The 24,191-nt window shown below is 29.4% G+C and carries 18 protein-coding genes and 3 pseudogenes; 15 read left to right on the forward strand and 6 right to left on the reverse strand.

The window, feature by feature from the left end:
• Window positions 1–132: 132 nt before the first annotated feature.
• Window positions 133–1,710 carry a Na+/H+ antiporter NhaC family protein gene (locus CF66_RS02000; protein WP_016503481.1) on the reverse strand — a complete coding sequence of 526 codons (1,578 nt, stop codon included), beginning with the start codon at window positions 1,708–1,710 and terminating at the stop codon, window positions 133–135.
• A gap of 340 nt (window positions 1,711–2,050) precedes the next feature.
• Here CF66_RS02000 and CF66_RS02005 point away from each other — a divergent pair, with 340 nt between their 5' ends.
• The 5 genes and pseudogenes from CF66_RS02005 to CF66_RS02025 form a co-directional block, all read left to right on the forward strand.
• Complete coding sequence (locus CF66_RS02005) at window positions 2,051–2,461, forward strand: H-NS family histone-like protein (protein ID WP_016503480.1); 411 nt, start codon at window positions 2,051–2,053, stop codon at window positions 2,459–2,461.
• 912 nt (window positions 2,462–3,373) lie between these two features.
• The gene (pgsA, locus tag CF66_RS02010; RefSeq protein WP_016503479.1) at window positions 3,374–3,925 is read left to right on the forward strand and encodes a CDP-diacylglycerol--glycerol-3-phosphate 3-phosphatidyltransferase; all 552 of its coding nucleotides are present in this window, start codon (window positions 3,374–3,376) and stop codon (window positions 3,923–3,925) included.
• Window positions 3,926–3,997: 72 nt separating this feature from the next.
• Window positions 3,998–5,386 carry a coniferyl aldehyde dehydrogenase gene (locus CF66_RS02015; RefSeq protein WP_052541660.1) on the forward strand — a complete coding sequence of 463 codons (1,389 nt, stop codon included), beginning with the start codon at window positions 3,998–4,000 and terminating at the stop codon, window positions 5,384–5,386.
• A gap of 174 nt (window positions 5,387–5,560) precedes the next feature.
• Window positions 5,561–7,984 (forward strand): penicillin-binding protein 1A, encoded by a 2,424-nt coding sequence (locus tag CF66_RS02020; protein WP_034411390.1) that lies wholly within the window; start codon window positions 5,561–5,563, stop codon window positions 7,982–7,984.
• A 216-nt stretch (window positions 7,985–8,200) separates the two neighbouring features.
• A pseudogene (locus tag CF66_RS02025) lies at window positions 8,201–9,505 on the forward strand (MATE family efflux transporter); the annotation flags it as partial.
• 70 nt (window positions 9,506–9,575) lie between these two features.
• Here CF66_RS02025 and metG read toward each other — a convergent pair.
• Window positions 9,576–11,216 (reverse strand): annotated as a pseudogene (metG, locus tag CF66_RS02030) (methionine--tRNA ligase); the annotation flags it as partial.
• A 518-nt stretch (window positions 11,217–11,734) separates the two neighbouring features.
• On the opposite strand from metG, the gene CF66_RS02035 reads away from it, so the two are divergent.
• The 5 genes from CF66_RS02035 to CF66_RS02055 all read left to right on the forward strand — a co-directional run bounded on the left by CF66_RS02035 (window position 11,735) and on the right by CF66_RS02055 (window position 16,576).
• A complete protein-coding gene (locus CF66_RS02035; RefSeq protein WP_016503475.1) occupies window positions 11,735–12,478 on the forward strand; it encodes an SDR family oxidoreductase in 744 nt (247 codons plus the stop codon).
• 32 nt (window positions 12,479–12,510) lie between these two features.
• Complete coding sequence (locus CF66_RS02040; protein ID WP_034411392.1) at window positions 12,511–13,737, forward strand: acetyl-CoA C-acetyltransferase; 1,227 nt, start codon at window positions 12,511–12,513, stop codon at window positions 13,735–13,737.
• Window positions 13,738–13,782: 45 nt separating this feature from the next.
• On the forward strand, window positions 13,783–14,130 hold the full coding sequence (locus tag CF66_RS02045; protein WP_034411394.1) for a phasin family protein: 348 nt from the start codon (window positions 13,783–13,785) through the stop codon (window positions 14,128–14,130).
• Window positions 14,131–14,212: 82 nt separating this feature from the next.
• Entirely contained in the window at window positions 14,213–15,982 is a 1,770-nt protein-coding gene (gene phaC / locus CF66_RS02050) for a class I poly(R)-hydroxyalkanoic acid synthase (RefSeq protein ID WP_016503472.1), read from the forward strand.
• A gap of 318 nt (window positions 15,983–16,300) precedes the next feature.
• Entirely contained in the window at window positions 16,301–16,576 is a 276-nt protein-coding gene (locus CF66_RS02055) for a hypothetical protein (protein WP_155993917.1), read from the forward strand.
• Between the two features lie 415 nt (window positions 16,577–16,991).
• Here CF66_RS02055 and fldA read toward each other — a convergent pair whose 3' ends face one another.
• From fldA to CF66_RS02070, 3 genes are all read right to left on the reverse strand, one after another.
• Window positions 16,992–17,552: a flavodoxin FldA gene (fldA, locus tag CF66_RS02060; RefSeq protein ID WP_052541662.1), complete on the reverse strand. Its 561-nt coding sequence runs from the start codon at window positions 17,550–17,552 to the stop codon at window positions 16,992–16,994.
• Window positions 17,553–17,597: 45 nt separating this feature from the next.
• A complete protein-coding gene (locus tag CF66_RS02065; RefSeq protein WP_016503470.1) occupies window positions 17,598–17,816 on the reverse strand; it encodes a DUF2788 domain-containing protein in 219 nt (72 codons plus the stop codon).
• A gap of 101 nt (window positions 17,817–17,917) precedes the next feature.
• Entirely contained in the window at window positions 17,918–18,700 is a 783-nt protein-coding gene (locus tag CF66_RS02070; protein ID WP_034411398.1) for an alpha/beta fold hydrolase, read from the reverse strand.
• Between the two features lie 103 nt (window positions 18,701–18,803).
• On the opposite strand from CF66_RS02070, the pseudogene CF66_RS02075 reads away from it, so the two are divergent.
• The 3 genes and pseudogenes from CF66_RS02075 to CF66_RS02085 all read left to right on the forward strand — a co-directional run bounded on the left by CF66_RS02075 (window position 18,804) and on the right by CF66_RS02085 (window position 21,812).
• Window positions 18,804–19,329 (forward strand): annotated as a pseudogene (locus CF66_RS02075) (replication initiation negative regulator SeqA).
• A gap of 64 nt (window positions 19,330–19,393) precedes the next feature.
• Window positions 19,394–21,058, forward strand: coding sequence for a phosphoglucomutase (alpha-D-glucose-1,6-bisphosphate-dependent) (pgm, locus tag CF66_RS02080; RefSeq protein ID WP_034411400.1), 1,665 nt, complete (start codon window positions 19,394–19,396; stop codon window positions 21,056–21,058).
• Window positions 21,051–21,812 (forward strand): Nif3-like dinuclear metal center hexameric protein, encoded by a 762-nt coding sequence (locus CF66_RS02085; protein WP_034411401.1) that lies wholly within the window; start codon window positions 21,051–21,053, stop codon window positions 21,810–21,812. Before pgm ends, CF66_RS02085 begins: the two co-directional genes overlap by 8 nt.
• Before the next feature lie 56 nt (window positions 21,813–21,868).
• Here the strand turns inward: CF66_RS02085 and CF66_RS02090 are convergent, their stop codons facing one another.
• Window positions 21,869–23,140, reverse strand: a complete 1,272-nt coding sequence (locus CF66_RS02090) for a citrate synthase (RefSeq protein ID WP_016503466.1) — start codon at window positions 23,138–23,140, stop codon at window positions 21,869–21,871.
• 324 nt (window positions 23,141–23,464) lie between these two features.
• Here CF66_RS02090 and sdhC point away from each other — a divergent pair, with 324 nt between their 5' ends.
• Together sdhC and sdhD are read left to right on the forward strand one after the other, a co-directional pair.
• Window positions 23,465–23,848 (forward strand): succinate dehydrogenase, cytochrome b556 subunit, encoded by a 384-nt coding sequence (sdhC, locus tag CF66_RS02095; RefSeq protein ID WP_034411404.1) that lies wholly within the window; start codon window positions 23,465–23,467, stop codon window positions 23,846–23,848.
• Window positions 23,842–24,189, forward strand: coding sequence for a succinate dehydrogenase, hydrophobic membrane anchor protein (gene sdhD / locus CF66_RS02100; protein WP_016503464.1), 348 nt, complete (start codon window positions 23,842–23,844; stop codon window positions 24,187–24,189). The genes sdhC and sdhD overlap by 7 nt, the downstream gene beginning before the upstream one ends.
• Window positions 24,190–24,191: the final 2 nt, after the last annotated feature.

The raw sequence follows: 24,191 nt of genomic DNA on the forward strand, positions 1-24,191 counted from the left end.
ACAATTTATTAAGTTAAACAGATAGTACTAACGGATATAATGAAGTTTATTAATAAAGAGTAAACTGTAACAGTAAAGCATCATTATTTCTCTTTTATTATATTATTATAAGTGATTAGTTTAAATATTACATTACATGTTCTTAATTTTAGATTTAGATAGAATAGATAAAATTAAGCATGTAGCAACAAATACTATTGTTGCTACAGAAAAAGAAATAGCAATAGAAGAAGTTTTTGCTAGGGTTAAAAAACCAGCAGTTGCGGTTATAGCTATAGATAATGCATATGGAAGTTGGGTTACAACATGGTCAATATAATTACATTTCGCTCCTGTAGCAGATAAAATTGTCGTATCTGAAATAGGAGAGCAATGATCACCAAATACAGAACCAGATAAAACAGAACTTAGTATTGGTAAAAATAGTCCAATATTTATTGTTGTGGCTATATCGCCAGCAAGGGGTAACATAATACCAAAGGTTCCCCATGAAGTTCCAGTAGCAAAAGCCATTAAACCAGAAATAAAGAAAAATATTACAGGTAACAAATAAATAGGCATGTCAGTTTTTGAAATAAGCGATGAAAGATAAATTCCAGTTTTCATATCACTGATACTTGAACCAATGACCCAAGAAAATAGAAGAATTAAAATTGCACCAAACATTGATTGAGCACCAATCCAAACCGTTTTCATAATTCGTATTAATTGGATTCGTTTTTGAAATGTAATTAACAATGACAAGATCACACCGGCTAACCCTCCGCAAAATAGAGAAAGGCTGAAATCAGTATTTTCAAATATAGAAAAAAACGTAAATGGTTTCCCATTTTTAGTGATGGAGTGATATCCTGTATAAAGCATCATACTTATAGTCATAACAAGAAGAGCAAATATAGGAATAAGAAGATCTGAGACTTTTCCTTTTATTTTAGGAAAACTATTGCCTTCTTTTGAGTTGTTTTTAAATGCAGGATTAGTAAACTTTTTTTGTTCAATTTTAATTTCATGATAACGCATTGGACCTACATCTAACTTAAACACTATCACAGCAAAAACCATAAGAATAGCAAAAATTGAATAGAAATTCATTGGAATGAGATGTAGATATAAACTTAATGGTGAGTACTCTGTTGTTAAACTGTGTGATATTAATATGCTGCTAAGGATTGTCATGATATAAGCACCCCAACTAGAAATTGGCACAAGAACACACGTTGATGCAGCAGTAGAATCTAAAATATAAGCTAGTTTTACACGAGATACATAAAAGCGATCAGTTATAGGTCTTGCTATTGCACCAACAGCTAGGCTATTAAAATAATCATCTATAAAAACAATTATGCCAAGGAAGGCTGCAAGTAATTTTGAACCACGCTTGTTTTTTACTTTACCTTTAGCCCAATTAGCAAATGCAAAAGTACCACCAGATAAAGTTAATATTGCAGTCATAACTCCTAATAACAATAGGAAACTTAGAATGTATATATTCTCACTATTAATTTTTTCTTGTATAAAGAATACATTTGAGACAGTTTGAATAACATAATCTACAGAGCATATGAAGGAATAATTAGTAAGTAAAATAGCAGAAACCAAAATACCAATTCCTAGGGAAAGTAATACTCGACGCATAACTATAGCAAGGGTAATTGCAATTAAAGGAGGCAGCAATGATAATGAAGAGGATGAAAAATCAATTAAATTCATATTTATTAAATATTATCTACTATAAAATAAAATAGATAATGATATTAATATAAAGATAAGTCAATGTTATTCTAATACTAATTTTTTCTATGTGTTTCACAAAAAGTGATTTCTAATATATGTCTATATTATTCCATTTTATAAAAACTATTATAATTCTATCTGTTAAAATTTAATTAATATTATTGTATTTTATTTTATTCTAATTAGATTTAGATATTCTAACTTATTAAATAGTTTAGAATTTTATATATTCTAGAGTTATGTAAATATATTGAAATTTATTCGCGATAAGTTTAGTATCTTTGTACTTTAATATAAAGAACTGGTAAAAGAAGTAATGTCAAATTTAATAAAAATACTCTTAAATATTAGGAGTTTACGTGCATTTTCTCGAGAATTAACTTTGCAGCAATTAGAAGAAGGGTTAAATAAATTTAAAATTGTTGTTCAGGAACGTAAAAAAATTGAAGAGCAAAAACATAAATATAAGGCACAACAAAAGGCTAAGCTAGCAGCTATTACAGATCAAATTGAAAAAGATGGCATTGATATTAATGCCTTGATTTCAGCACTATCAAGAGAAATTAGGTATAATAAAATCAAAAGGAAAAGACCTCCACGTCCAGCAAGATATAAATATGTAAATGCTAACGGTGATGAAAAAACTTGGACTGGTCAAGGTAGAACGCCTTCAGCTATTCAAGAAGAATTAGATGCTGGAAAATCTCTGGAATATTTTGCAATATAAAGTTTTTATATTTTAAAATGTTCACCAATGTAGATTGGTCATATTGTTTCATATTGAACACGACCAATCTCAAACAGGTCTTTAAGATCATAAATACATTAGAAGGTGTATATTGTTTCTAGATTTCTAATATTCGTTTTATAAAATGTAAACTCCTGAAATGAGTCATATTTAAGTAAGTTAGCTGATTCTTTTTATTTTTTTATACAAATAAAAAAGCATACATAATATGCAAGGTATTTTTTAGGTTTTACTGTGTTAGCAAAGTTTAAAAGTTTATTTATAACACTATGTGTTTTAAAAAATGAAAGATTTCATTTTTTTATATGTAATTTATTATCGATTTAAGCAGATTTTACTCAATTTGAGCATTAAAATATTAATCTCAGGATTACTTGGAATTTACTTGAAAGAATTGTTATATTACTCTTCAATTAGTCTTTTATTGGAGTAATAGCTTTGCTTCGATATATCTTTAAAAGAACATCAGGAAAGCATCGTTTAAATTTTTCAGTTCCTACCTGCATAGATTTGCTAAGATTCTATCTAATAGATACTTTTACTTGAATTAAATTTTTTCTAAGCAAAATCATATTTGCAAGTTAAAGCACCTACTCAGTCATTGTATTGGTTATAGTCCTAAAAATCAATATATCTATGGAGGTTTATATGCAGTTTCTCTTCATAAGATAAAATTGTTATAAGTTATTTCAACCATTTAGAGTCTAATAAGGGAATCAACTTTGACTTAGTTAGTAATCTTCAATTAGATATAAGGAAGTTTTTAAGAATGTAAAACTTATCCATTGAAGTTTGGTTTAAATTTTTCATGTAAGGATGACTTTAGCAGAAAAAACCATCAAGTGTAAAATACTACACTAGTAGAAAACGCAATTAATAAGGGCTAAAGATATGCGTTTTAATATCCCTAATATTTTGTCTTTATTACGAATTTTTTTAATCCCAATATTTGTTGTTATCTTTTACCTTCCACATAGTTGGGCTCCTTTTGCAGCTTCGATTGTATTTTGGGGAGCAGGATTTACAGATTGGTTAGATGGAATGTTAGCTAGAAGACTTGATCAAATTTCTCGATTTGGTGCTTTTATTGATCCTGTAGCAGATAAAATATTAGTTATTACTGCACTTATATTAATTACTGAAAGTTATCATAATGTATGGATTACTATTCCATCAGTGGTTATGATTTCTCGTGAAATTATCATTTCTGCATTACGAGAATGGATGGCTGAAATTGGAAAACGAGTTATTGTTTCTGTATCTAACATTTCTAAAATTAAGACATTGAATCAAATGTCTGCTTTATGGTTACTGATTTGGAGCTATAATGAATGGATGATTTGGATTGGTTATATTGCTATGTATATTGCTATGATATTAACATGTTGGTCTATGATCAAATATTTAGTTGTAGCTATGGATAATTTATTTAGAGAAAAATAATAGATATAAGTCTTTTTATCATCTAGAATGATAAAATATTAATATGCTTTTTAAAATTGGAAAAAAAATAAAATGGAGAAAAAACTCCGTAAAATATTTTGTGATATGCAATTGCGTGCTAAGTTGAACCCCAATCCAGATTATATTACTCGAATTAATAAACTAAGAAAGTTAAAACGAGCTTTATTAAATAAAAAAACAAAATTAGTTCAATCTATAAGACAAGACTATGGTTTTCGTAGTCCATTTGATAGTCTTATTTGCGATATCTTACCTGCTGTTAATCATATTAACTATACTATTTCACGTTTACGTTCTTGGATGAAACCAAGTTCTCGTTCAGAAGGAATTTTATTATTCCCATCAAAAACACAAGTATATTATCAACCTCTTGGTATAATAGGTATTATGGTTCCCTGGAATTTCCCAATTGTACTCAGTTTGTCTCCTGTCGTTACTGCAATTGCTGCAGGGAATCTAGTGATGGTAAAATTGAGTGAATATACACATAATACCAACAATGTTTTAAGTATAATTTTTGCCAGTTTATGTGATGAGATTCAAGTAGTAGAGGGCGATTCTAAGATAGCTGAATTATTTAGTAATCTTCCATTTAATCACTTAATTTTTACAGGTTCAACTAAAATTGGTCGCCTAGTTGCTCAATCTGCAGCAAAAAATTTAACTCCAGTGACACTAGAATTAGGTGGAAAATCTCCTGTTATTATTTCTGATGATGCAAAACTAAATTCAGCTGTTAATATTGTTATGATGGGAAAAAGCATAAATTCTGGACAAATATGTGTTTCACCAGATTATATTTTTATTCCTGAGTCTAAGAAAAATTTGTTTGTAGATTTATACTTAAAACAATTTAAAGATATATTTATTACAAAAAAAAGCAAAATAGATTTAACTTATATCATTAATGACATTCACTATCAACGACTCAAAAGATATTTAGATAATGCGAAATTACTAGGAGCTGATATCCATACTTTTGATGAAATTCAGCCAAATAAAAGACAAATGCTTCCACATTTAGTCACTAATGTTAACGATAATATGATCCTAATGCAGGAAGAAATTTTTGGCCCTATTCTTCCGGTTATTGGATATAACCATATTGATGAGGCGTTTAGATATGTTAATAATAAACCTAGGCCATTGGTATTATACTTAATAAGTAATAGAAAGATTCTAAGAAAAAAAGTAATTGAACAAACATACAGTGGCGGAGTTTGTTTTAATGATACGTTACTACATTGTATGGTTGATGATGCTCCATTCGGAGGAATAGGAGATTCTGGGATAGGTCAATATCATGGTATTGAAGGATTCAAGGCATTTTCTCAAGCAAAAACAGTATTTTCTACTCCAAATTGGTTTCCCCGTAGTCACGTTTTATTGAATCATAAAGCAATTATTCAAAAAATATTAAATATGCTATTTCTTCGTTAGTTCGGTTAATACATTGTTTGGTTATTAATCATTTTCTAAATTTAGTCAATTTTTGTATTCGTATAAATTTCTATTATGTTAAATTTTAGATATAGGAAAAAACATTTACTTATTCCTACCATTATTGTTTAGATTTATCATATATAGTAATTAATTTATTAGAGATTTTCCTTGGTGAAATTTATAAAGTACTTATGTATCATCAGCATTGTAATTTTTATAATTCTTGGAACGAGTGTGATTGGATTTTTTTATTATTTTAAGAAAATTGAATTACCAAATGTTGCTATTTTGCGGAATGTTAAATTGCAAACACCGATGAAAATTTTTAGCCAAGATGGGAAATTAATTGCTCAATTTGGTGAAAAACGACGCATCCCTATAAGTTATGATGAGATCCCTGAACCATTGATTAATGCTTTGATCGCAACTGAAGATACTCGTTTTTATGAACATTTTGGTATTGATCCAATAGGCATCATTCGTGCTGCTATTGTTGTTGCACTTTCTGGTTCACCTAAACAAGGTGCTAGTACAATTACCCAACAATTGGCTAGAAATTTTTTCTTATCAAATGAAAAAAAGTTTAGTCGTAAAATTAAAGAAATTTTAATTGCATTGTGCATAGAGCAAGTTTTTTCTAAGGAAGAAATTATTGAGTTATATGTTAATAAAATTTTTTTGGGACAAAGAACATATGGATTTGCCGCTGCTGCACAAACATATTTTGGTAAAGATTTACAAAAATTATCGCTTAGTGAAATTGCAACACTAGCTGGTATTCCAAAAGCACCTTCAACTATGAATCCTATCTATTCTCTTAAACGGGCTATTGATCGTAGAAATTTAGTATTATCACGTATGCTAAAAGAAAAATATATTACTCAAAAAGAGTATTATAGTGCTAGTCATGAAATAATTAAATCATATTATCATTCTTCTAGCATTGAATTACATGCTCCCTATATAGCTGAGCTAGTACGATCTTGGGTTATTAAGAATCTTGACGAAGATGTGTATACCTCAGGTATAAGTATTTATACAACTATAGATTCAAATCTTCAAAAAGCAGCTAATCAAGCAACTATTGATAATCTTTTTTCCTATGATGAGCGTCATGGTTATCGGGGGCCCGAAAAAATTTTTTGGAAAGAAAACCATGATCCATTGACTCAAAAAGAAATGAAGGAAAAATTATCTAGAATACCAACATACGGTCAGCTTATCCCAGCTATTGTTACTAAAGTAGATTTTAAAAGTGCTACGGTTTTTGTTAAATGCAATGGAGAGCAAATTATAAATTGGAATGATATGAGTTGGGCCAGAAGGTTTTTAAGCGACGATGTTCAGGGAATCGAACCAACATCTGCAAGAGATATTCTCACAAAAGGGGAACAAGTATGGGTAAGAAAAATTCAAAAAAATGAAAGTGATAAAAATAAACCAAATACAGTTTGGGCACTGAGTCAAATACCAAATGCTAATACTGCTTTTGTGGCCATGAATCCTAAAAACGGTGCTGTATTATCTTTAGTAGGTGGATTTAATTTTCTTATCAATAAATTTAATCGAGTTACTCAATCTGTTCGTCAAGTTGGTTCAAGTATGAAACCATTTATTTATTCAGCAGCAATTGATCATGGTATGACTTTAGCTAGCTTAATTAATGATGCACCAATTAATCAGTGGGATAAAACCTTAGGAATAGCATGGAGGCCTAAAAATTCTCCAGCATCTTATTCTGGTCCTACTCGATTGCGTGTTGGTTTAGCAAAATCTAAAAATGTAATGGCAGTCCGACTTCTTCGTAAGGTTGGTCTTGATAAAACACGTCAATATCTAACGCGTTTTGGTTTTAATAAAAACGCATTAGCGAATTCAGAAACAATTGCTCTTGGTTCCAGTAGTTTAACACCATTGGAAATGGTGACAGGTTATTCTATATTTGCTAATGGTGGTTTTTATATTAAACCATTTTTTATTGATAAAGTAGAAGGGCAATATGGGGAGATAAAATTTAGAAGAAGAAATAGTAATGACAAGTATACTTTTCAAGTAATTTCAGAACAAACAGCATTTTTAGTTCGTGAAATGTTATATAGCAACATTTGGGGTGGTGGTGATTGGCTTAATAATACTGGTTGGAATGGTACAGGTTGGAGAGCTCAAAAACTTCAGCGTCATGATATTGGTGGTAAAACAGGGACTACCAACGAATCAAAAGATGCCTGGTACCATGGTTACGCTCCTGGAATAGTTGCTACAGCTTGGGTAGGCTTTGATAACCATAATCGAGATTTAGGTAGAACACAGTTAAATAAAAATCTAAAAAATAAAAACCAAATTTCCGGTTCAGAAACAGGAGCGAAAACTGCACAAACAGCATGGATAGATTTTATGCGTGTAGCTTTAAAGCACGAGCCAATTCGAAAAAAACACATTCCTCCAAATATAGTAAGAGTTCGTATTGATCGAAGTTCAGGACTATTAACTGATAAGTTTGATGAAAGCTCTATGTTTGAGTATTTTATACGAGGTAGCGAACCTAAAGAGTATGTACATAATTCTATCACTGATAGTATTTATAATTCTTTTTAAGGAGGATATAAAATATATTTTTTTATATTTAACTAGATTAAAATTATTTCTAATAGATTAGAAGTAATTTTAGTTCATCCTTTCCTTCATATAAATCCAATAATTATGAAAATAGTATTAATAAAATGAGAGATTTTTGGATTTAGTTACTTACATAAAACTTAGTTATCAAAATTCTTAATTGTATTGAAAGATTAAATAAAAAAAGGAATCTTTTTGAATAAAAATGTTGATTTTACTAAAGGATCAACCATAAAACACATATTAGTTATCTCTGCTATGAATTCAATAGGTTTAATGGTGTTATTTATGGTCGATTTTCTTGATATGTTATTTATTAGCATGTTAGGAGAGGTTGAGTTAACAGCAGCGGTTGGTTTTTCGAGTACTTTGATTTTTTTTCTAACTTCTTTATCTCTTGGTAGTTCAATAGCAATGGGGGCCTTAGTTTCTAAAGCTATTGGAAAAAAACACTGGAAACATGCAAAAGAACTTGGAATAAGCATAATGATAACAGCTTTTTTAATTAATTCTACTGTTAGTGTTATCACATATTTTTTTGTTCCTGAACTATTATCAATACTTGGAGCAACAGGGTATACTTTAGAAAAAGCTGAGTTATATTTATATATTTTATTACCTAGTGGTCCATTAATTGCTTTAGGAATGACATCTGGTTCTGCACTTAGAGCAACAGGAGATGCAAGGCGTGCTATGTTAGCAGTGCTTTTCGGAGGTGTTGTTAACATTGTTTTAGATTTGCTGTTTATTTTTTCTTTTGGTTGGGATATAAAAGGTGCAGCGTTAGCTTCAATTATCGCTAGATTTACCGTATTATACTTTTCCATTTATCCTTTAATTTTTATACATAAATTGCTAGCTAAACCTTCATTTATTTATTGGAAAAATAATATTAAGAGTATTTTAGGTATTGTTGTTCCATCAGTTATAACTAATATTTCTACTCCAATTGGCAATTTAATTGTAACTTATTTTATTGCTAGATTTGGAACAGGTTTTGTAGCAGGATACAGTGTAATAAGTCGTTTAGTACCTGTTTGTTTTTCAGCGATCTTTGCTCTTTCTGGTGCAATCGGTCCTATTATTGGGCAAAATTTTGGTGCAGATAAATTTGATCGGATAAAAGATATTTTAAAGAATTCATTGATTATTGTAGTTAGTTATACCGTGTTAATTTGCATAATCCTTTATCATGTTCAAGGGAGTATTATTCAAGCTTTTAATTTACAAGGTGATGCATCTATCATCTTATCTAAATTTTGTACTTGCGTAGCAATTACCTTTATGTTCAATGGCACCTTATTTATTGCTAACGCTTCTTTTAATAATTTAGGTAAACCTTTTTACTCTACAGCGTTGAATTTAGGTAAAGCAACACTAGGGACATTACCATTTGTTTATTTAGGAGCATATTGGTTTGGAGCATTAGGTGTCCTATATGGTCAAGCTGTAGGTACTATTCTATTTGGATTAATAGCAGTGATTGTATTAAAAGTGCACTGTAGTTCTTATATAAATGAATTTTATAGAAATAAATAACATATAATTAGTTAGTTACTAGTTATATGTCTGACATTTGAATTATTTTTTTTGCAGTTTGAGGTGTAATTCGGCTAAAAAGAGGTTTAAAGTGAGCAATTTTATGATTTACTAGTGGATTATTAATACTGTTCCAGGTTAATTTTGCATTGATGAATTTTTCTGTACGAATTGCTAGTTTAGGCATAACTGGTTTTAAGTAAATAATTAATATTCGAAATAAATTAATACCAAGAGAACAAACATCATGTAATTCTTTTTTTTTCTTTTCTTCTTTTGCCATAATCCAGGGTTTTTTTTCATTAATATACTGGTTAGCTTTACTTGCTAGTGTAGTGATTGTTTGCATAGCGTGAGTGAATTCTCGAGTTTCATATAGTCTAGAAATCTTCTCAGAAGAAGAAACAAATTCATTATATAATTCCAGCTGAATACAATGAGTTGATAGTGTACTTTGAAAATATTTAGAAATAAAACTAGCATTACGAGATGCTAAGTTAACAATTTTATTAACTATATCAGTATTAACACGTTGAATAAAATCTTCTAAATTAAAATCCAAATCTTCTACTCGAGAATTCAGTTTACTCGCATAATAATATCGTAAACATTCTGGATCTAGATATTTAAGGTAGGTACTTGCTTTGATAAATGTCCCTTTAGATTTAGACATTTTTTTTCCATTAACTGTTAAGTAACCGTGAACAAAGATTTGGTTTGGTTTGCGAAAATTTGATGCTTCTAGTATAGCAGGCCAAAATAAACTATGAAAATAAACAATGTCCTTTCCAATAAAGTGATAAAGTTCTGTTTGGCTGTCTTTATTCCAATATTCATCAAAATTAATGTTGGTTTTTTTATTGCATAAATTTTTAAAGCAGCTGATATACCCTATTGGAGCATCTAACCAAACATAGAAGAATTTATTTTTTTCGCCAGGAATATTAATGCCAAAGTAGGGAGCATCACGTGAAATATCCCATTTTTTCAGACCTGAACTAAACCATTCTTGTATTTTATTCATCACTGTGTCTTGCAATGAACCAGAGCTTATCCAATTTTTAAGCATAACTTCAAATTTTGGTAGTTCAAAAAAATAATGTTTAGATTTTTTGATTATTGGGGTTGCACCAGAAATTGTGGATTTAGGTTCAATTAATTCAATTGTATTATATGTTGCTCCACAACGATCACAGTTATCACCATATTGTTCTTTAGATTTACATTTAGGGCATGTACCTTTCAAAAATCGATCTGGTAAAAAAAATTGCTTTATAGGATCAAAAGCTTGAGAAATTACGTGGTTAGAAATATAACCATTTCTTTTAAGTTTTGGATAAATTTGAGAAGTTATAAGCTCATAATTTTCTTTGCTATGCGTACTATGATAATTATCATAACTGATATCAAAAGATTTAAAATCTTTTTCATGCTCTCTTTTAATTAACATAATCATCTTTTCTGGAGTGATATTCATTTTTTCCGCTTTCAACATAATCGCTGTTCCATGGGCATCATCAGAACAAATAAAATGTACTGTATTATCACGTAAACGTTGATAACGAACCCATATATCTGCCTGAATATGTTCTAGCATGTGTCCAAGATGGATAGAGCCGTTAGCATATGGTAAAGCACAAGTGACTAAAATTTTTCTTGAATGTTTTAGCATGTTCAACTATTCGATGTATAAGAAATATAAATTAGCAGATGATACTACCATTATATAGATTTAAACCCAAGAGATATTAAATTTAATTAGCTATGGTAGAAAACTAACAAAGTATTGATTAATTGAAAAAATTTGATAAATATCATACTTATTAGTTTTATTATTCTTAAATTTTATTTTGAATGCTTCAAATATAAATAATAACTTTTAAATTAGTTAACTTAGATGATTTATATAGGTCCTATTAATACTTGCTAAGTATTAAATATATTTACAATAGTATTATTATTAAAAAGTAGGTATTTAAAAGTTACTAACTTTTATGAGACATTGTTCAACTTTATGAGTAATTATGTTTAAATTATAACTATTAGAGATTATGTTAATGAATAAGGAACTTATTATTACTTTTAAAATATAAAAGACGCTATTTCAATATTAGTAATATTTGATTCAATTATTAATATTTTGTATTGTTCTTGCATATTTTTCAGTTATATAAACAATAGGATTTTTATATGAAAAAAATTGCTTTAGTAACTGGGTCAACAGGTGGGATCGGAACTGCTATTTCTTCTAAGTTTGTTAGCGATAACTATCGAGTAATAGCTACATATTCTAGTACTGAATATTATAAGGATTCTATTAAATGGTTTAACCAACAAAATTTCTCTGAAGAGCATGTACGTTTATTTAGGTTAGATGTAGCTAATACAACTGAGTGTTTAGAACGTTTAACCAGTTTATTAAAAGAAGAAGGTTGTATTGATATAATTGTTAATAATGCAGGTATTACAAGGGATAGTGTTTTTAAAAAAATGTCAGCAAAATCTTGGTACGAAGTAATAGAAACTAATTTAAATAGCTTATTTAATGTTATTCAGCCTTTGTTCGGTTCAATGTGTGATAAAGGTATGGGAAGAATAATTAATGTTTCTTCAGTTAACGCGTTAAAAGGACAATTTGGACAAGCTAATTATTGTGCGGCAAAAGCTGGTATGATAGGTTTTTCTAAAGCATTAGCAGAAGAAGGTGCTAAGTTTGGTGTAACCGTGAATGTTGTTGCTCCAGGATATACTAGTACACCTATGATAAAAAAAATAAAATCTGAGATATTAGAATCTATTAAATATAAGATTCCTATGAAGCGTTTTGCAAATCCTGAAGAAATTGCGAATACTGTAAGTTTTCTTGCCAGTGAGTCCGCAGCATATATTACTGGAGCAACCTTATCAGTAAATGGTGGTCTGTACATGCAGTAACAATAATCTAAATAAAAAGGAGCCAAACTACAATGAAGAAAGTTTATGCAATTTCAGGTAAGCGTACACCTATTGGTGCTTTTTGCGGCTCATTAAAAGGTATTTCTGCTGGAAAATTAGCATCAATTGCTATAGAAGGAGCCTTAGCATCTGCTAAAGTTTCACCTTCTATTTTGGATGAAGTTATTATTGGTAATGTTATAAGTGCAGGTCAGGGTATGGGAATTGCTCGTCAAGCTGCGATTTATGCAGGTATTCCGAAATCAGTTCCAGCTTATGGCATAAATATGGTATGCGGTAGCGGGATGAAAGCTGTTATGGATGGAGTTGCACACATAAAAAATAATGATGCAGATATTGTAATTGCTGGCGGTGTTGAAGTCATGTCTCAAATTCCATTTATATTACCTTCCAGCATTAGATCTGGCCATAAACAGCATAAAATGGGTAATTTAACTTTAATTGATCTTTTAATTTCTGATGGATTAACTGATGCATACACTAAGCATCATATGGGTATGACAGCTGAAACTATAGCTAAAGAATTTTCTATTACTCGAAAACAGCAAGATTCATATGCAATGACTAGTCAATTTAAAGCTGTTGATGCAATTAAAAAGGGAAAATTTCTAAATGAAATTGAGACTGTTAATGTAAGTCAACCTAGAAAGAGTAATGTGTTTTTTGATACTGATGAATATCCAAGGAAAGAAGTTAAACTAAGTGAACTAGAAAAATTAGCACCTGCTTTTCAAAAAGAAGGAACTGTGACTGCTGGTAATTCATCTGGATTAAATGATGGTGCAAGTGCCATGGTATTAGCATCTGAAGAATCAATTGAAAAATATAATTTGTCTCCAATTGCTGAAATTATAAGTTATGCTCAGTCAGCTCTTGAACCTGAAATGATGGGATTGGGGCCTGTTAACTCAATAAAAAAAGCCTTGAATAAAGCACAGTTAAGCATTAGTGATATTAACCTATATGAGTTAAATGAAGCCTTTGCTGTGCAAACTTTAGCAGTTATTCACAAATTAGCAGATGAATATAATGTATCAGTTTCATCCATTTTAGATAAGACTAATGTAAATGGTGGTGCAATTTCTTTAGGGCATCCGCTTGGTGCTTCTGGAAATCGTATTTTAGTAACTCTTATGCATGAATTAAATAGGAACAAGAAAAAAAGTCATTTTGGTATTGCTGCTTTATGTATAGGTGGAGGTATGGGTACAGCAGTTATTATTAAAACAGTTACATAAATAGTAATAAAATTTCAAAAATTATTAATTAGGAGAAAAATCATAATGTATACAGATTTTTTGAAAACTTTTTCAGAACAAACTGAAAAAAATATGGAACCATATCTTAAGTTTAATAAGCTGCTAACTAAAAATGTCGAAATGTTAACTGAGTTACAACTAGGTGCTATTCGTACTTACAGTGATATGGGATTAACACAAATGAAAGCTGCTAGCAAAATTAAAGATGTAACCTCTTTGACTGAGTTTAATTCACAACAATTATCTCTATTAACCAAGTTTTCTCAACAAGTTATGGATGATACTGCTAAGTTGCAATCTATTGCAAAAGAATTTAAAAATGATGTAGATTCTCTTGCTTCCGAGAATCTTAAAAGTGCTAGTTCTATTTAAATTAGGTTTATGTTGATTGTACAAACCGCCTTCATTTAAAAATTAAAGGGAGGCGATTTCTAGGTATTTAGGAGCGTTTTTTATGTTTCAAAGGTTCTATTTAGATTACTTTGCAAAAGTTCAAGAAGCTAATCAAGAATGGTGGAAGAATTTTGAGTTAAATAAAGAATCTATAGATTCGTCTCCTTTGTATAAAGCAATACAAAAAATAAGTTTTCAGGATAGTATTCAGTTGTTCGAAAAAGCTAAAGAACGACCTACTGGATTATTAAAGTTACAAATTCAATGGTGGGAACAACAATTACAGATTTGGCAACATGTTGTATTTGCTGATAATAATTGTAAACTATTTAAAGAAGAGAAGGGAGATTCTCGTTTTGGTGATGAATTGTGGGAAACAGATGTTTTTTATTCATTTGTTAAACAATCGTACTTGCTTTTTAGTAAAACTTACCTGGATACGATTGATAGCATTGAAGGGTTAGATAAATCGATAAAAGAACGTGTTATGTTTATTTCTCGTCAAATTATCAATGCATTATCTCCAACTAATTTTATTGCTACAAATCCAGAGCTTTTAAAGCTTACACTTAAAAAAAATGGTGCAAACTTACTTTCAGGATTAGAACAATTTAAAAGAGATGTAGATTCTAGTGCAGATATTTTAAGAATACGTATGACTGATAGTAATAATTTTCGTATTGGAAAGGATATAGCAAATACAGATGGGAATATTGTATTTAAAAATGATTTGTTTGAACTTATTCAATACACGCCATTAACTAATATGATAAATTCTACACCACTATTAATAGTACCACCTTTTATCAATAAGTATTATATATTAGATTTGCATAAAAAAAAATCTATGGTGAGATGGTTATTAGAACATAATCATAGTGTCTTTATGATTTCATGGAGAAATCCAGGTAAAGACCAAGCCGAAATAGGATTCGATAATTATATCATTGATGGTGTAGTGAAAGCTATATCAACTGTTATAGAAATTACTAATCAGGAAGAAATTAATACTGTTGGTTATTGCATTGGTGGCACGCTGTTAGCTTCAACAATTTCTTATTATTCGGCTAAGCGAATGAAAAAACGAATAAGGTCTGCTTCTTTTTTCACGACTCCACTTGATTTTTCTCAACCTGGTGAGCTTGGTGTTTACATTAATGAAACAATTATTACTGCTATTGAAATACAAAATAATGAAAAAGGTTATATGGATGGTCGTTCATTAAGTGTTATATTTAATTTATTACGTGAAAATAGCTTATACTGGAATTATTACATTGAAAATTATTTGAAAGGAAATACTCCTGCAGATTTTGATTTATTATATTGGAATAGTGATAGTACAAACGTTACAGCATTATGTCATAATTTTATATTACGTGAATTATATCTTCAAAATAAACTTATTCAGAAGAAAGGTATAAAAGTTGGAGGTGTATGGATTGATTTAAGTAAGATTAAGATTCCAACTTATTTTGTATCTACTAAACAAGATCATATAGTCCCATGGCAAGGAACGTATGATAGTTTATCAAGAATCGGTGGTGATAAAACCTTTGTTCTAGGTGAATCTGGACATGTCGCTGGTGTTATTAATCATCCAGGAAAAGGTAATAAGTATGGCTATTGGTTGAATGATAATCTTAATAATTCCTCTGATGAATGGTTAAAGAAAGCTGCTTATAACAAAGGATCTTGGTGGGTTCATTGGAATCAATGGTTAATGAATTTTAATCAAGATCAAGTGGAACCATTTAGTAAAGGTTCAGAGAAAAATCCTATAATTGGAATCGCCCCTGGAGAGTATGTAAAACAATCATTGCCAATTTGAAAAACTATATTATATAAGTTATTCAGAATTCAACTGGTTATTTTATTTATCATTATATTAGAAAAAACTAGTCTGAGCTGATTCTTCTTCTTGTTTTAGGTACCTATCTTATTATAGAATAGTCATTCTTCTTCAGAAGATTATTGGAATTGTTTTAGATTTATTGAAAAACTAACTATTCTCTTGTGGGTGTTGATTAAATGTCTAAAATTTGTTAATTACCATTTAAAATAAGTTAACTGAAAAATTCAGTCTTTTATTATTTTTATTAAAATTAAACTGTTAGAGAGATAAATGAAAAAAATATCAATGGAAACGATGGAAAATTTGTGTAAGGCACTTTTTAAACAGGCTAAAGAGTTAAACTTTGTTATTAGTGGGGTAATTGTTATTGATGAAGGTAATTTATATTGGTTTGATAATAGGCAAGATACACAAGCTGAATCTCAAAATATGAAGGCATTTATAACAGTTAAGGATACGAATAATATTTTTTCTGAACTAAATTCAAAAAATAGTGTTTCAATAAAGGTAGGAAATAAAGCTGTACACTTTACGCAAACAAATCCACAAGTTCTTTACACATATCACTAAAAAAAACTTTTTTATTTATATATAAGGAGTTATGTATTATATGATTAGCTAGGATAGTTAACTGAAACTGACTTTGATTTATTGATTTTTATCAAGATATAATTCTATTTTGTATCTAAATGTTCTTCTTAGTTTTAATAAGTCGATTTTACTAACTATATTTTATCTGTTTGAACATCAGTTTTAATTTGAAGTAGCAATCAGTTCTGATTTTTTTCTCAAAAGTTCTTTAAAATGCTTACTTAAAAGCATTTTATGCCGTAATGCAATAGGCAAGTGAGTTATTCAGTATTTTTTTATGACCTTACCTTGGATAAGTATCATGAGTAATGAGTTAATAAATGTGAGTAAAATAATTGCATTGATTCAGATAAGATAAAAAGCTTCCATATCAATTATCAACTAGATAATAGCATTATTTCTTTTTTATACGAAAGTCTAATGACTTATTACTGGTTAAATAAATTTCTTCATAAATTTGAGTTACCCAATTTTTTACACGTTTTTCTGTTAGTTCCGGTTGACGATCTTCATCAATGCACAGGCCAACAAATGTTTTTTCATCTTCACCAATAAGGGCTTTTGATGATTCAAATTCATAACCATCAGTAGAAGTATAACCGAGGACACTCCCTCCTTTTGATGTGATAATATCGTGCATTGTCCCCATGGCATCACAAAAATACTCCGAATAATCTTCCTGATCACCACAACCCCAAATAGCAATTAATTTGGTTGAAAAATCGATACTTTCTAATTCAGGGAAGAAATCCTCCCAATCACATTGAGCTTCTCCATAGTACCAAGTTGGAATACCAAAAAGTAAGATGCTAAAGCGTTCAATATCCTCTTTAGTACTTTTAGCAATATCTTGTATATGAACTAACTTTTTTTTAAATTGCTGTTTAATCATTTTTGCAACAGCTTCAGTATTACCTGTATCAGTACCAAAAAAAATACCTATACTTTTTTCCATAGAAATCTTAACCTTTTAAAAACATCTAAATCTTAATTAATTACATCATAGACCAGAGCTTTCTAAAACTAATTGAATTATACTTTTCAATATAAAACTAACACAACCGAGAAAGAGAACTAACCAAGCAATAAATTGACCAAATTTAGAAATATTGCTTTTCTTAACAAGATCTTTTATTGTTATACATATTAAAAGAAAAACAGATGCTAAAAGAAAATTTAATCCAATAAATTCTAGGATATTTATATAATCATAAAGCATATATCTACCTTATTACAAGGATATAAAATATAGCATTATTATTTAATAAAGTTAATGCTTAAAGATTAAATTTATTATTTAATCTAGAGATAGAGAATTAATTAACTATTTTTTTTAATAAATTTTTGAATAATTTTAATTATTTGAATAGGATTTTCAACATGAAGCCAATGTCCTGTATTAGAAATACTATGTATTTCTGAGTTACTCAATTGTTTTTGAATATTTTCTTTGTGCTTAGGCAGTATATAATCTGAATTGGCACCTTTTATAAAAATAGTAGGTATTGATATTAAGGAAATACTTTTCCAACCTAGTATAGATTCGTAGTTATTATTAATTGCATCAATGTTGAATCTCCAACATATTATTCCTTTATTATTAAGATAAAGAGATTTATTAAAAAATTGTCTAATGCTTTGTTCTTTAATATATTCAGCTAGTACTTTTAAAGCTTTACTTCGGTTATCTAGTTTTTGTTGCTTTATTAATAAAAGTCCTTTTAGCATGTTATCATCTTGTTTTCTAAAATACTGAACTGGTGATATATCTAATATAATTAGTGTGCTAATTTTCTTTTCTATTAATGTAGCAACTTTCATAGCTACTTTTCCCCCCATAGAATGACCAATGATATGAATATGATCAAAATCAAGATGCATAAGTAGAGTAACTACATCTTTAGCCATTATTTCATAATTATGAATGTTACTATGAAAAGATAATCCGTGATTACGAAGATCTACACTTAAAGTTTGGTAATGTTGTTTAAAATTACGGGATAAAATTCCTAGATTATCTAAATTTCCAAATAAACCGTGAAGTAATAGAATAACTGAAGAAGTTCTTTTACCTTCTAGTTTGTAGTTTAATAATTTTGACATTTTAGCTCACTTAGTAATAGATTAAAGATAGAGTATTAGAACAGATCTAGTTATACTTGCTTAGTTATTAAAATATAGAGATTGAAAAAAAACAAATGAAAAAATTGAAATTGATGAAGATTTATACCGCTATATCGCTAGTCAAACTCAGTATATTAGTGAATGCTGCTTCAGTTATTTTACATCGTTTGTTAAATATAGATAATAATCGTAGAAAATCTATAGAATTGTCACAGTTAGTTAAATAAAAAAACATCCCTATTAGCAAGAATTTTCAAATTAGAGGGATAGGGTAAATAGAATCCTTATTAATTTCTAGTAAATTTTCTAACCTGAAAAAGGCAATTGATCGTTTTATGTTAATACTTTCTACATTATATTATAGTGATCCAAAAGGTTTTTATAAATCTACTCAAGTTAAAGGACGTAAAAGACTGTATTTTGCTGATACTAAAAAAGTATTATTAGAAAATGGTAATGCAACAAACAAAACCAAGAACTATTCCAAATACTCATTTTGGGGTTATCACAAATAATAATACTAGTCGTAAACACCAGATGATCAAACAACTGATATCAGGATGCATTTTTCTGAAGAGTTAATTAAAATAGTGATAAATTCAACATAATATTATCTTAAGTATTGTTTTAATTACTAGTCCTTTTAAGTTTATTTTAAATAAGGATATTTAAATGACTATACATTCTAAAGCTGGTCAAGGAGCTAAACAAGAAGATTTATACAATATCCCTGCTTTGGTTGCTAATTATTTTCTTTTAAAACCTGATTTAAATAATCCTGAACATATGGTGCAATTTGGTACTTCTGGGCATCGTGGTAGCGCAGATAAGTATACTTTTAATGAAAATCATATATTAGGTATTGTTCAAGCAATAGTTGAACTACGTGATGAAAAAAATATAACAGGACCATTGTTTATTGGGAAAGATACCCATGCATTATCAGAACCTGCTTTTGCTACTGCAATCGAAGTACTTATTGCAAATAATATAAAGGTTATTGTTCAAGAAAATAATGGTTATACTCCCACTCCTGCTATATCTCATGCAATTTTAAGTTTTAATTCAGTTCATAAAGATAAGGCTGATGGTTTAGTTATTACTCCATCACATAATCCACCACAAGATGGTGGTATCAAATATAATTATGTTCATGGTGGTCCTGCTGGTTCAGAGCTAACTCAATTAATTGAAGAAAGAGCTAATCTCTTTATTTCTAAAAAATTAAAAGATGTGAAGCGTATAAGTTTATCAAAGGCTAAGTTATCTAGTTTATTTATTGAAAAAGATTTAGCAAAATCCTACATTAACGACTTAGTAAATGTAATTAATATACAGGCTATTCAAAATGCTAATTTGAAATTAGGAGTGGATCCACTTGGTGGTAGTGGTATTAATTATTGGAAAAAGATTGGAGAGGTATATAATTTAGATCTTACTTTGATTAGAGAAGATATTGATCCTTCATTTCGTTTTATGTCTTTAGATAAAGATGGAGTGATTCGTATGGATTGTTCTTCTCCTTATGCGATATCTAGCTTAATAGACTCAAGGGGCAGTTACGATCTTTCATTTGGCAATGATCCTGATCATGACCGTCATTGTATTGTTACACCTCAAGGTTTAGTGGAGTCAAATCATTTTTTAGCTGTATGTATTGATTATTTATATCGATATCGTAAAAATTGGAATCAAAATATCGCTGTTGGAAAAACCTTAGTATCAAGCTGTTTGATTGATTGTGTTGTAGAAAATTTAGGTAGAAAGCTATATGAAGTACCAGTTGGTTTTAAATGGTTTGTAGATGATTTATATAAATGCCAGTTAGGATTTGCAGCTGAAGAAAGTGGAGGAGCTTCTTTTTTACGTAAAGATGGGACTCCTTGGTCTACCGATAAAGATGGAATTATTTTGTGTTTATTAGCTGCTGAAATTACTGCTGTAACAGGTAAAAATCCTCAAAAGTACTATGAAGATTTAGTTGGTAAACATGGAAAATTTTGGTACGATCGTGCACAAGTTTTTGCAAATCGTTTTCAAAGAGATATTTTAGCTAAATTATCACCAGAGATGATTCCTATAAAAACTTTAGCTGGGAGTGATATAGTTTCTCGATTAACTCACGCATCAGGTAACAATGTTAATATTGGTGGATTAAAAATAACTACCAAAGATGGTTGGTTTGTAATTCGTCCATCTGGTACTGAAGATATGTATAAGATTTATTTCGAAAGTTTTAAAAGTGAAGAGCATCTTAGACTTATTAAAGTTGAAGTAGAGGAAATAGTAAATCAAATATTTTCTAATACTAAATTAGGTAAAAATTTCAATGAATAATATGATTCTTGAAAAAATTCTTAATGAAAAGTTATCTTCCAATGTAATTCAGGATTATTCTCCCAATGGAATGCAAATAGAAGGTAAAACTGAAATTCAGCGCATTGTAACAGGTGTCACAGCATCACAAGAATTAATTGATCGGTCAATTAATTACAATGCAGATGCATTATTGGTTCATCATGGTTATTTTTGGAAGGGTGAATTAGAACCTATTAAAGGTATAAAAGGCAAACGTATTCGTACATTGATTAAACATGATATAAATTTATATAGCTACCATTTACCGTTAGATATTCATCCTACATTAGGGAATAACGTTGAATTAGCCCGATTACTAGATATAGAAATCCAAAGTGCTTTAGAAGGAAATACATCTTCTCTTTTTATGTTTGGTAAATTCAAGCAGTCTATAATGCCTTCTATTTTATTTGATAAAATCGCTCGTGTACTAAATCGTATTCCCTTGCATATACATCCTAATAATATGAATAATAAATTAATTCAAACAGTAGGTTGGTCTACTGGAGCTGGTCAAGATTACATAGAAAAAGCATCTCAATATAATTTAGATGCCTTTATTTCTGGAGAAATATCAGAAAGAACTAGTCATTTAGCAAGAGAGTTAAATATTCACTACTTTTGCGCTGGTCATCATGCAACTGAACGTTATGGAATTAAAGCATTAGGAAATTGGTTAGCATCTAGATACAATTTAGATGTTCAATTTATAGATGTTGATAATCCAGCATAGTTCATATTTAAAATTATTTAGAAAACTTCAAATACATTTCATGAATGAATTAGTAGTCAATCAAATTTCCTTATTTTTTCACCAGAATATAATTGACGAGGTCTTCCAATTCGATTTTTAGAGTCGCTATGCATTTCGTTCCAATGCGCGATCCAACCAATTGTACGTGATACAGCGAAAATAACTGTAAACATATATCTTGGGATACCAATAGCTTTTAGAATAATTCCAGAATAAAAATCAACATTAGGATAAAGTTTCTTTTGAATAAAGTATTCATCAGTAAGTGCGATACGTTCTAATTCTATAGCGATGTCGAGTAGTGGATCTTGAATATTAAGTTCTCTTAAGACATCATGGCATGCTTTACGCATTACAGATGCTCTTGGATCATAATTTTTGTAAATTCGATGACCAAATCCAATTAACCGGAATGAGTCATTCTTATTTTTAGCTTTTTCTAAAAATTTTTCAATGTTATGTATTGTGCCAATTTGCTCAAGCATATTTAAACAAGCTTCATTAGCACCACCATGAGCAGGTCCCCAAAGAGATGCAATACCTGCTGAGATACATGCAAATGGATTTGCACCTGATGAGCCCGCTAAACGTACTGTTGATGTTGAGGCATTTTGCTCATGATCTGCATGCAGGATAAAAATTTTATTGATCACATTAGCGAAAACAGGATTAACTTTGTAGTCTTCGCATCTAGTAGCAAACATCATATATAGAAAATTTTCTGCATAGTTTAAATCATTACGTGGATAAATAAATGGTTGTCCTATTGAGTACTTATAACACATTGCAGCAAGGGTAGGCATTTTTGATAATAAACGATATGCTGCTATTTCTCGGTGAATATCATTATTAACATCTAAAGAATCATGGTAAAAGGCGGCTAATGCTCCTACTACACCACACATAACAGCCATTGGATGAGCATCACGACGAAATCCCTGAAAGAAATTTGCAATTTGCTCATGTACCATGGTATGATGCGTTACTGTCGATTTAAATTTTTCATATTCTTTTTTACTAGGTTTTTGACCATAAAGGAGTATGTAGCATACTTCTAGATAGTCAGCAAATGTTGCTAATTGTTCTATTGGATATCCTCGATGTAGAAGAATACCTTTATTTCCATCTATGTAAGTGATTTTAGATTCACAAGAAGCAGTTGAAAGGAAACCTGGATCAAAGGTGAAGTATCCGCTTTCTCGGAGTTTTCGGATATCAATAACACCTGGGCCTACAGTGCTGTTGATAATTGGCAGTTCTATTTTCTCCTTCCCTTTAATATGAAGTACAGCTTTCTCATTTGACATAATATTTCTCCTATCTCCTTATTATTGCAGTTTAATTCATTATTTTTATAACAGCTTTTTTTTTTACGTTTGTTTATTGGTAAAGTCAATTATTCATATTCTGATGTTTGTTACAGTTACTACTTTTAATAATCGTAAAGATTAAAAATATGTTCTATGTATCAAAAATTGTTCTAATAATTATGTTAGAGTTTTTATTCTGTATTTTTAATCGTTAAGATCTAGTCAGGTTTTCTATAAAAATTTAGTTCTTGATTTTTTTATTTAAGTGGTGGTCCCTTAAATTTTAGAAAAATAGATTTTTAGGATTAGGCGTTTTATAAAATGAATCAAAAAAGAAAATTAAGACCGATAAATTTGGATTTAAAAACTATAAAATTTCCAATTACAGCAATTGTATCTATATTGCATCGTGTGTCTGGAATAGTGATGTTTTTTTTTCTTGGTGTTTGTTTATGGTTATTATTAAATTTACTTAAGTCTCCTTCAGATTTTTTAGAAACTAGGTTTCTTTTTGAAAATTATTTAGTAAAATTCGTTTTTTGGGTTGTTTTTACTACACTAACTTATCATGTTATAGCTGGTATACGTCATTTTTTAATGGATCTTGGATATTTTGATGAACTAAAGTCTAGTATATTAAGTGCTAAGATAACTATTTTTATAACAACAATATTGTCCAGTCTTTTGGTGGTCATATTATGGTGAATAACCTTTTTTCATTTAGTCGTCATGGAATACAGGATTTTTTATTGATCCGTATTACAGCAATTATAATGCTTCTTTATATTATTTATTTTTGTAGTTTTTTGTTTTATTTATCTGAATTTTCTTATGTTTCTTTAACTTATTTTTTTAGTTTTCTTTTCACAAAACTTTTTTCTATGTTAGCTTTAACTTCTGCATTGATTCATGTTTGGATTGGTTTATGGCAAGTACTAACAGATTACATTCATTCAAAAAAAGTGCGTGTTTTTTTGCAACTACTTATCATGATTACAATCATTGGGTATTTTTTTTCTGGTCTATTTATTTTTTGGAGAACATAAAA

It is taken from the genome of Candidatus Photodesmus anomalopis (assembly GCF_000731785.2).
GTDB lineage: Bacteria > Pseudomonadota > Gammaproteobacteria > Enterobacterales > Vibrionaceae > Vibrio > Vibrio anomalopis.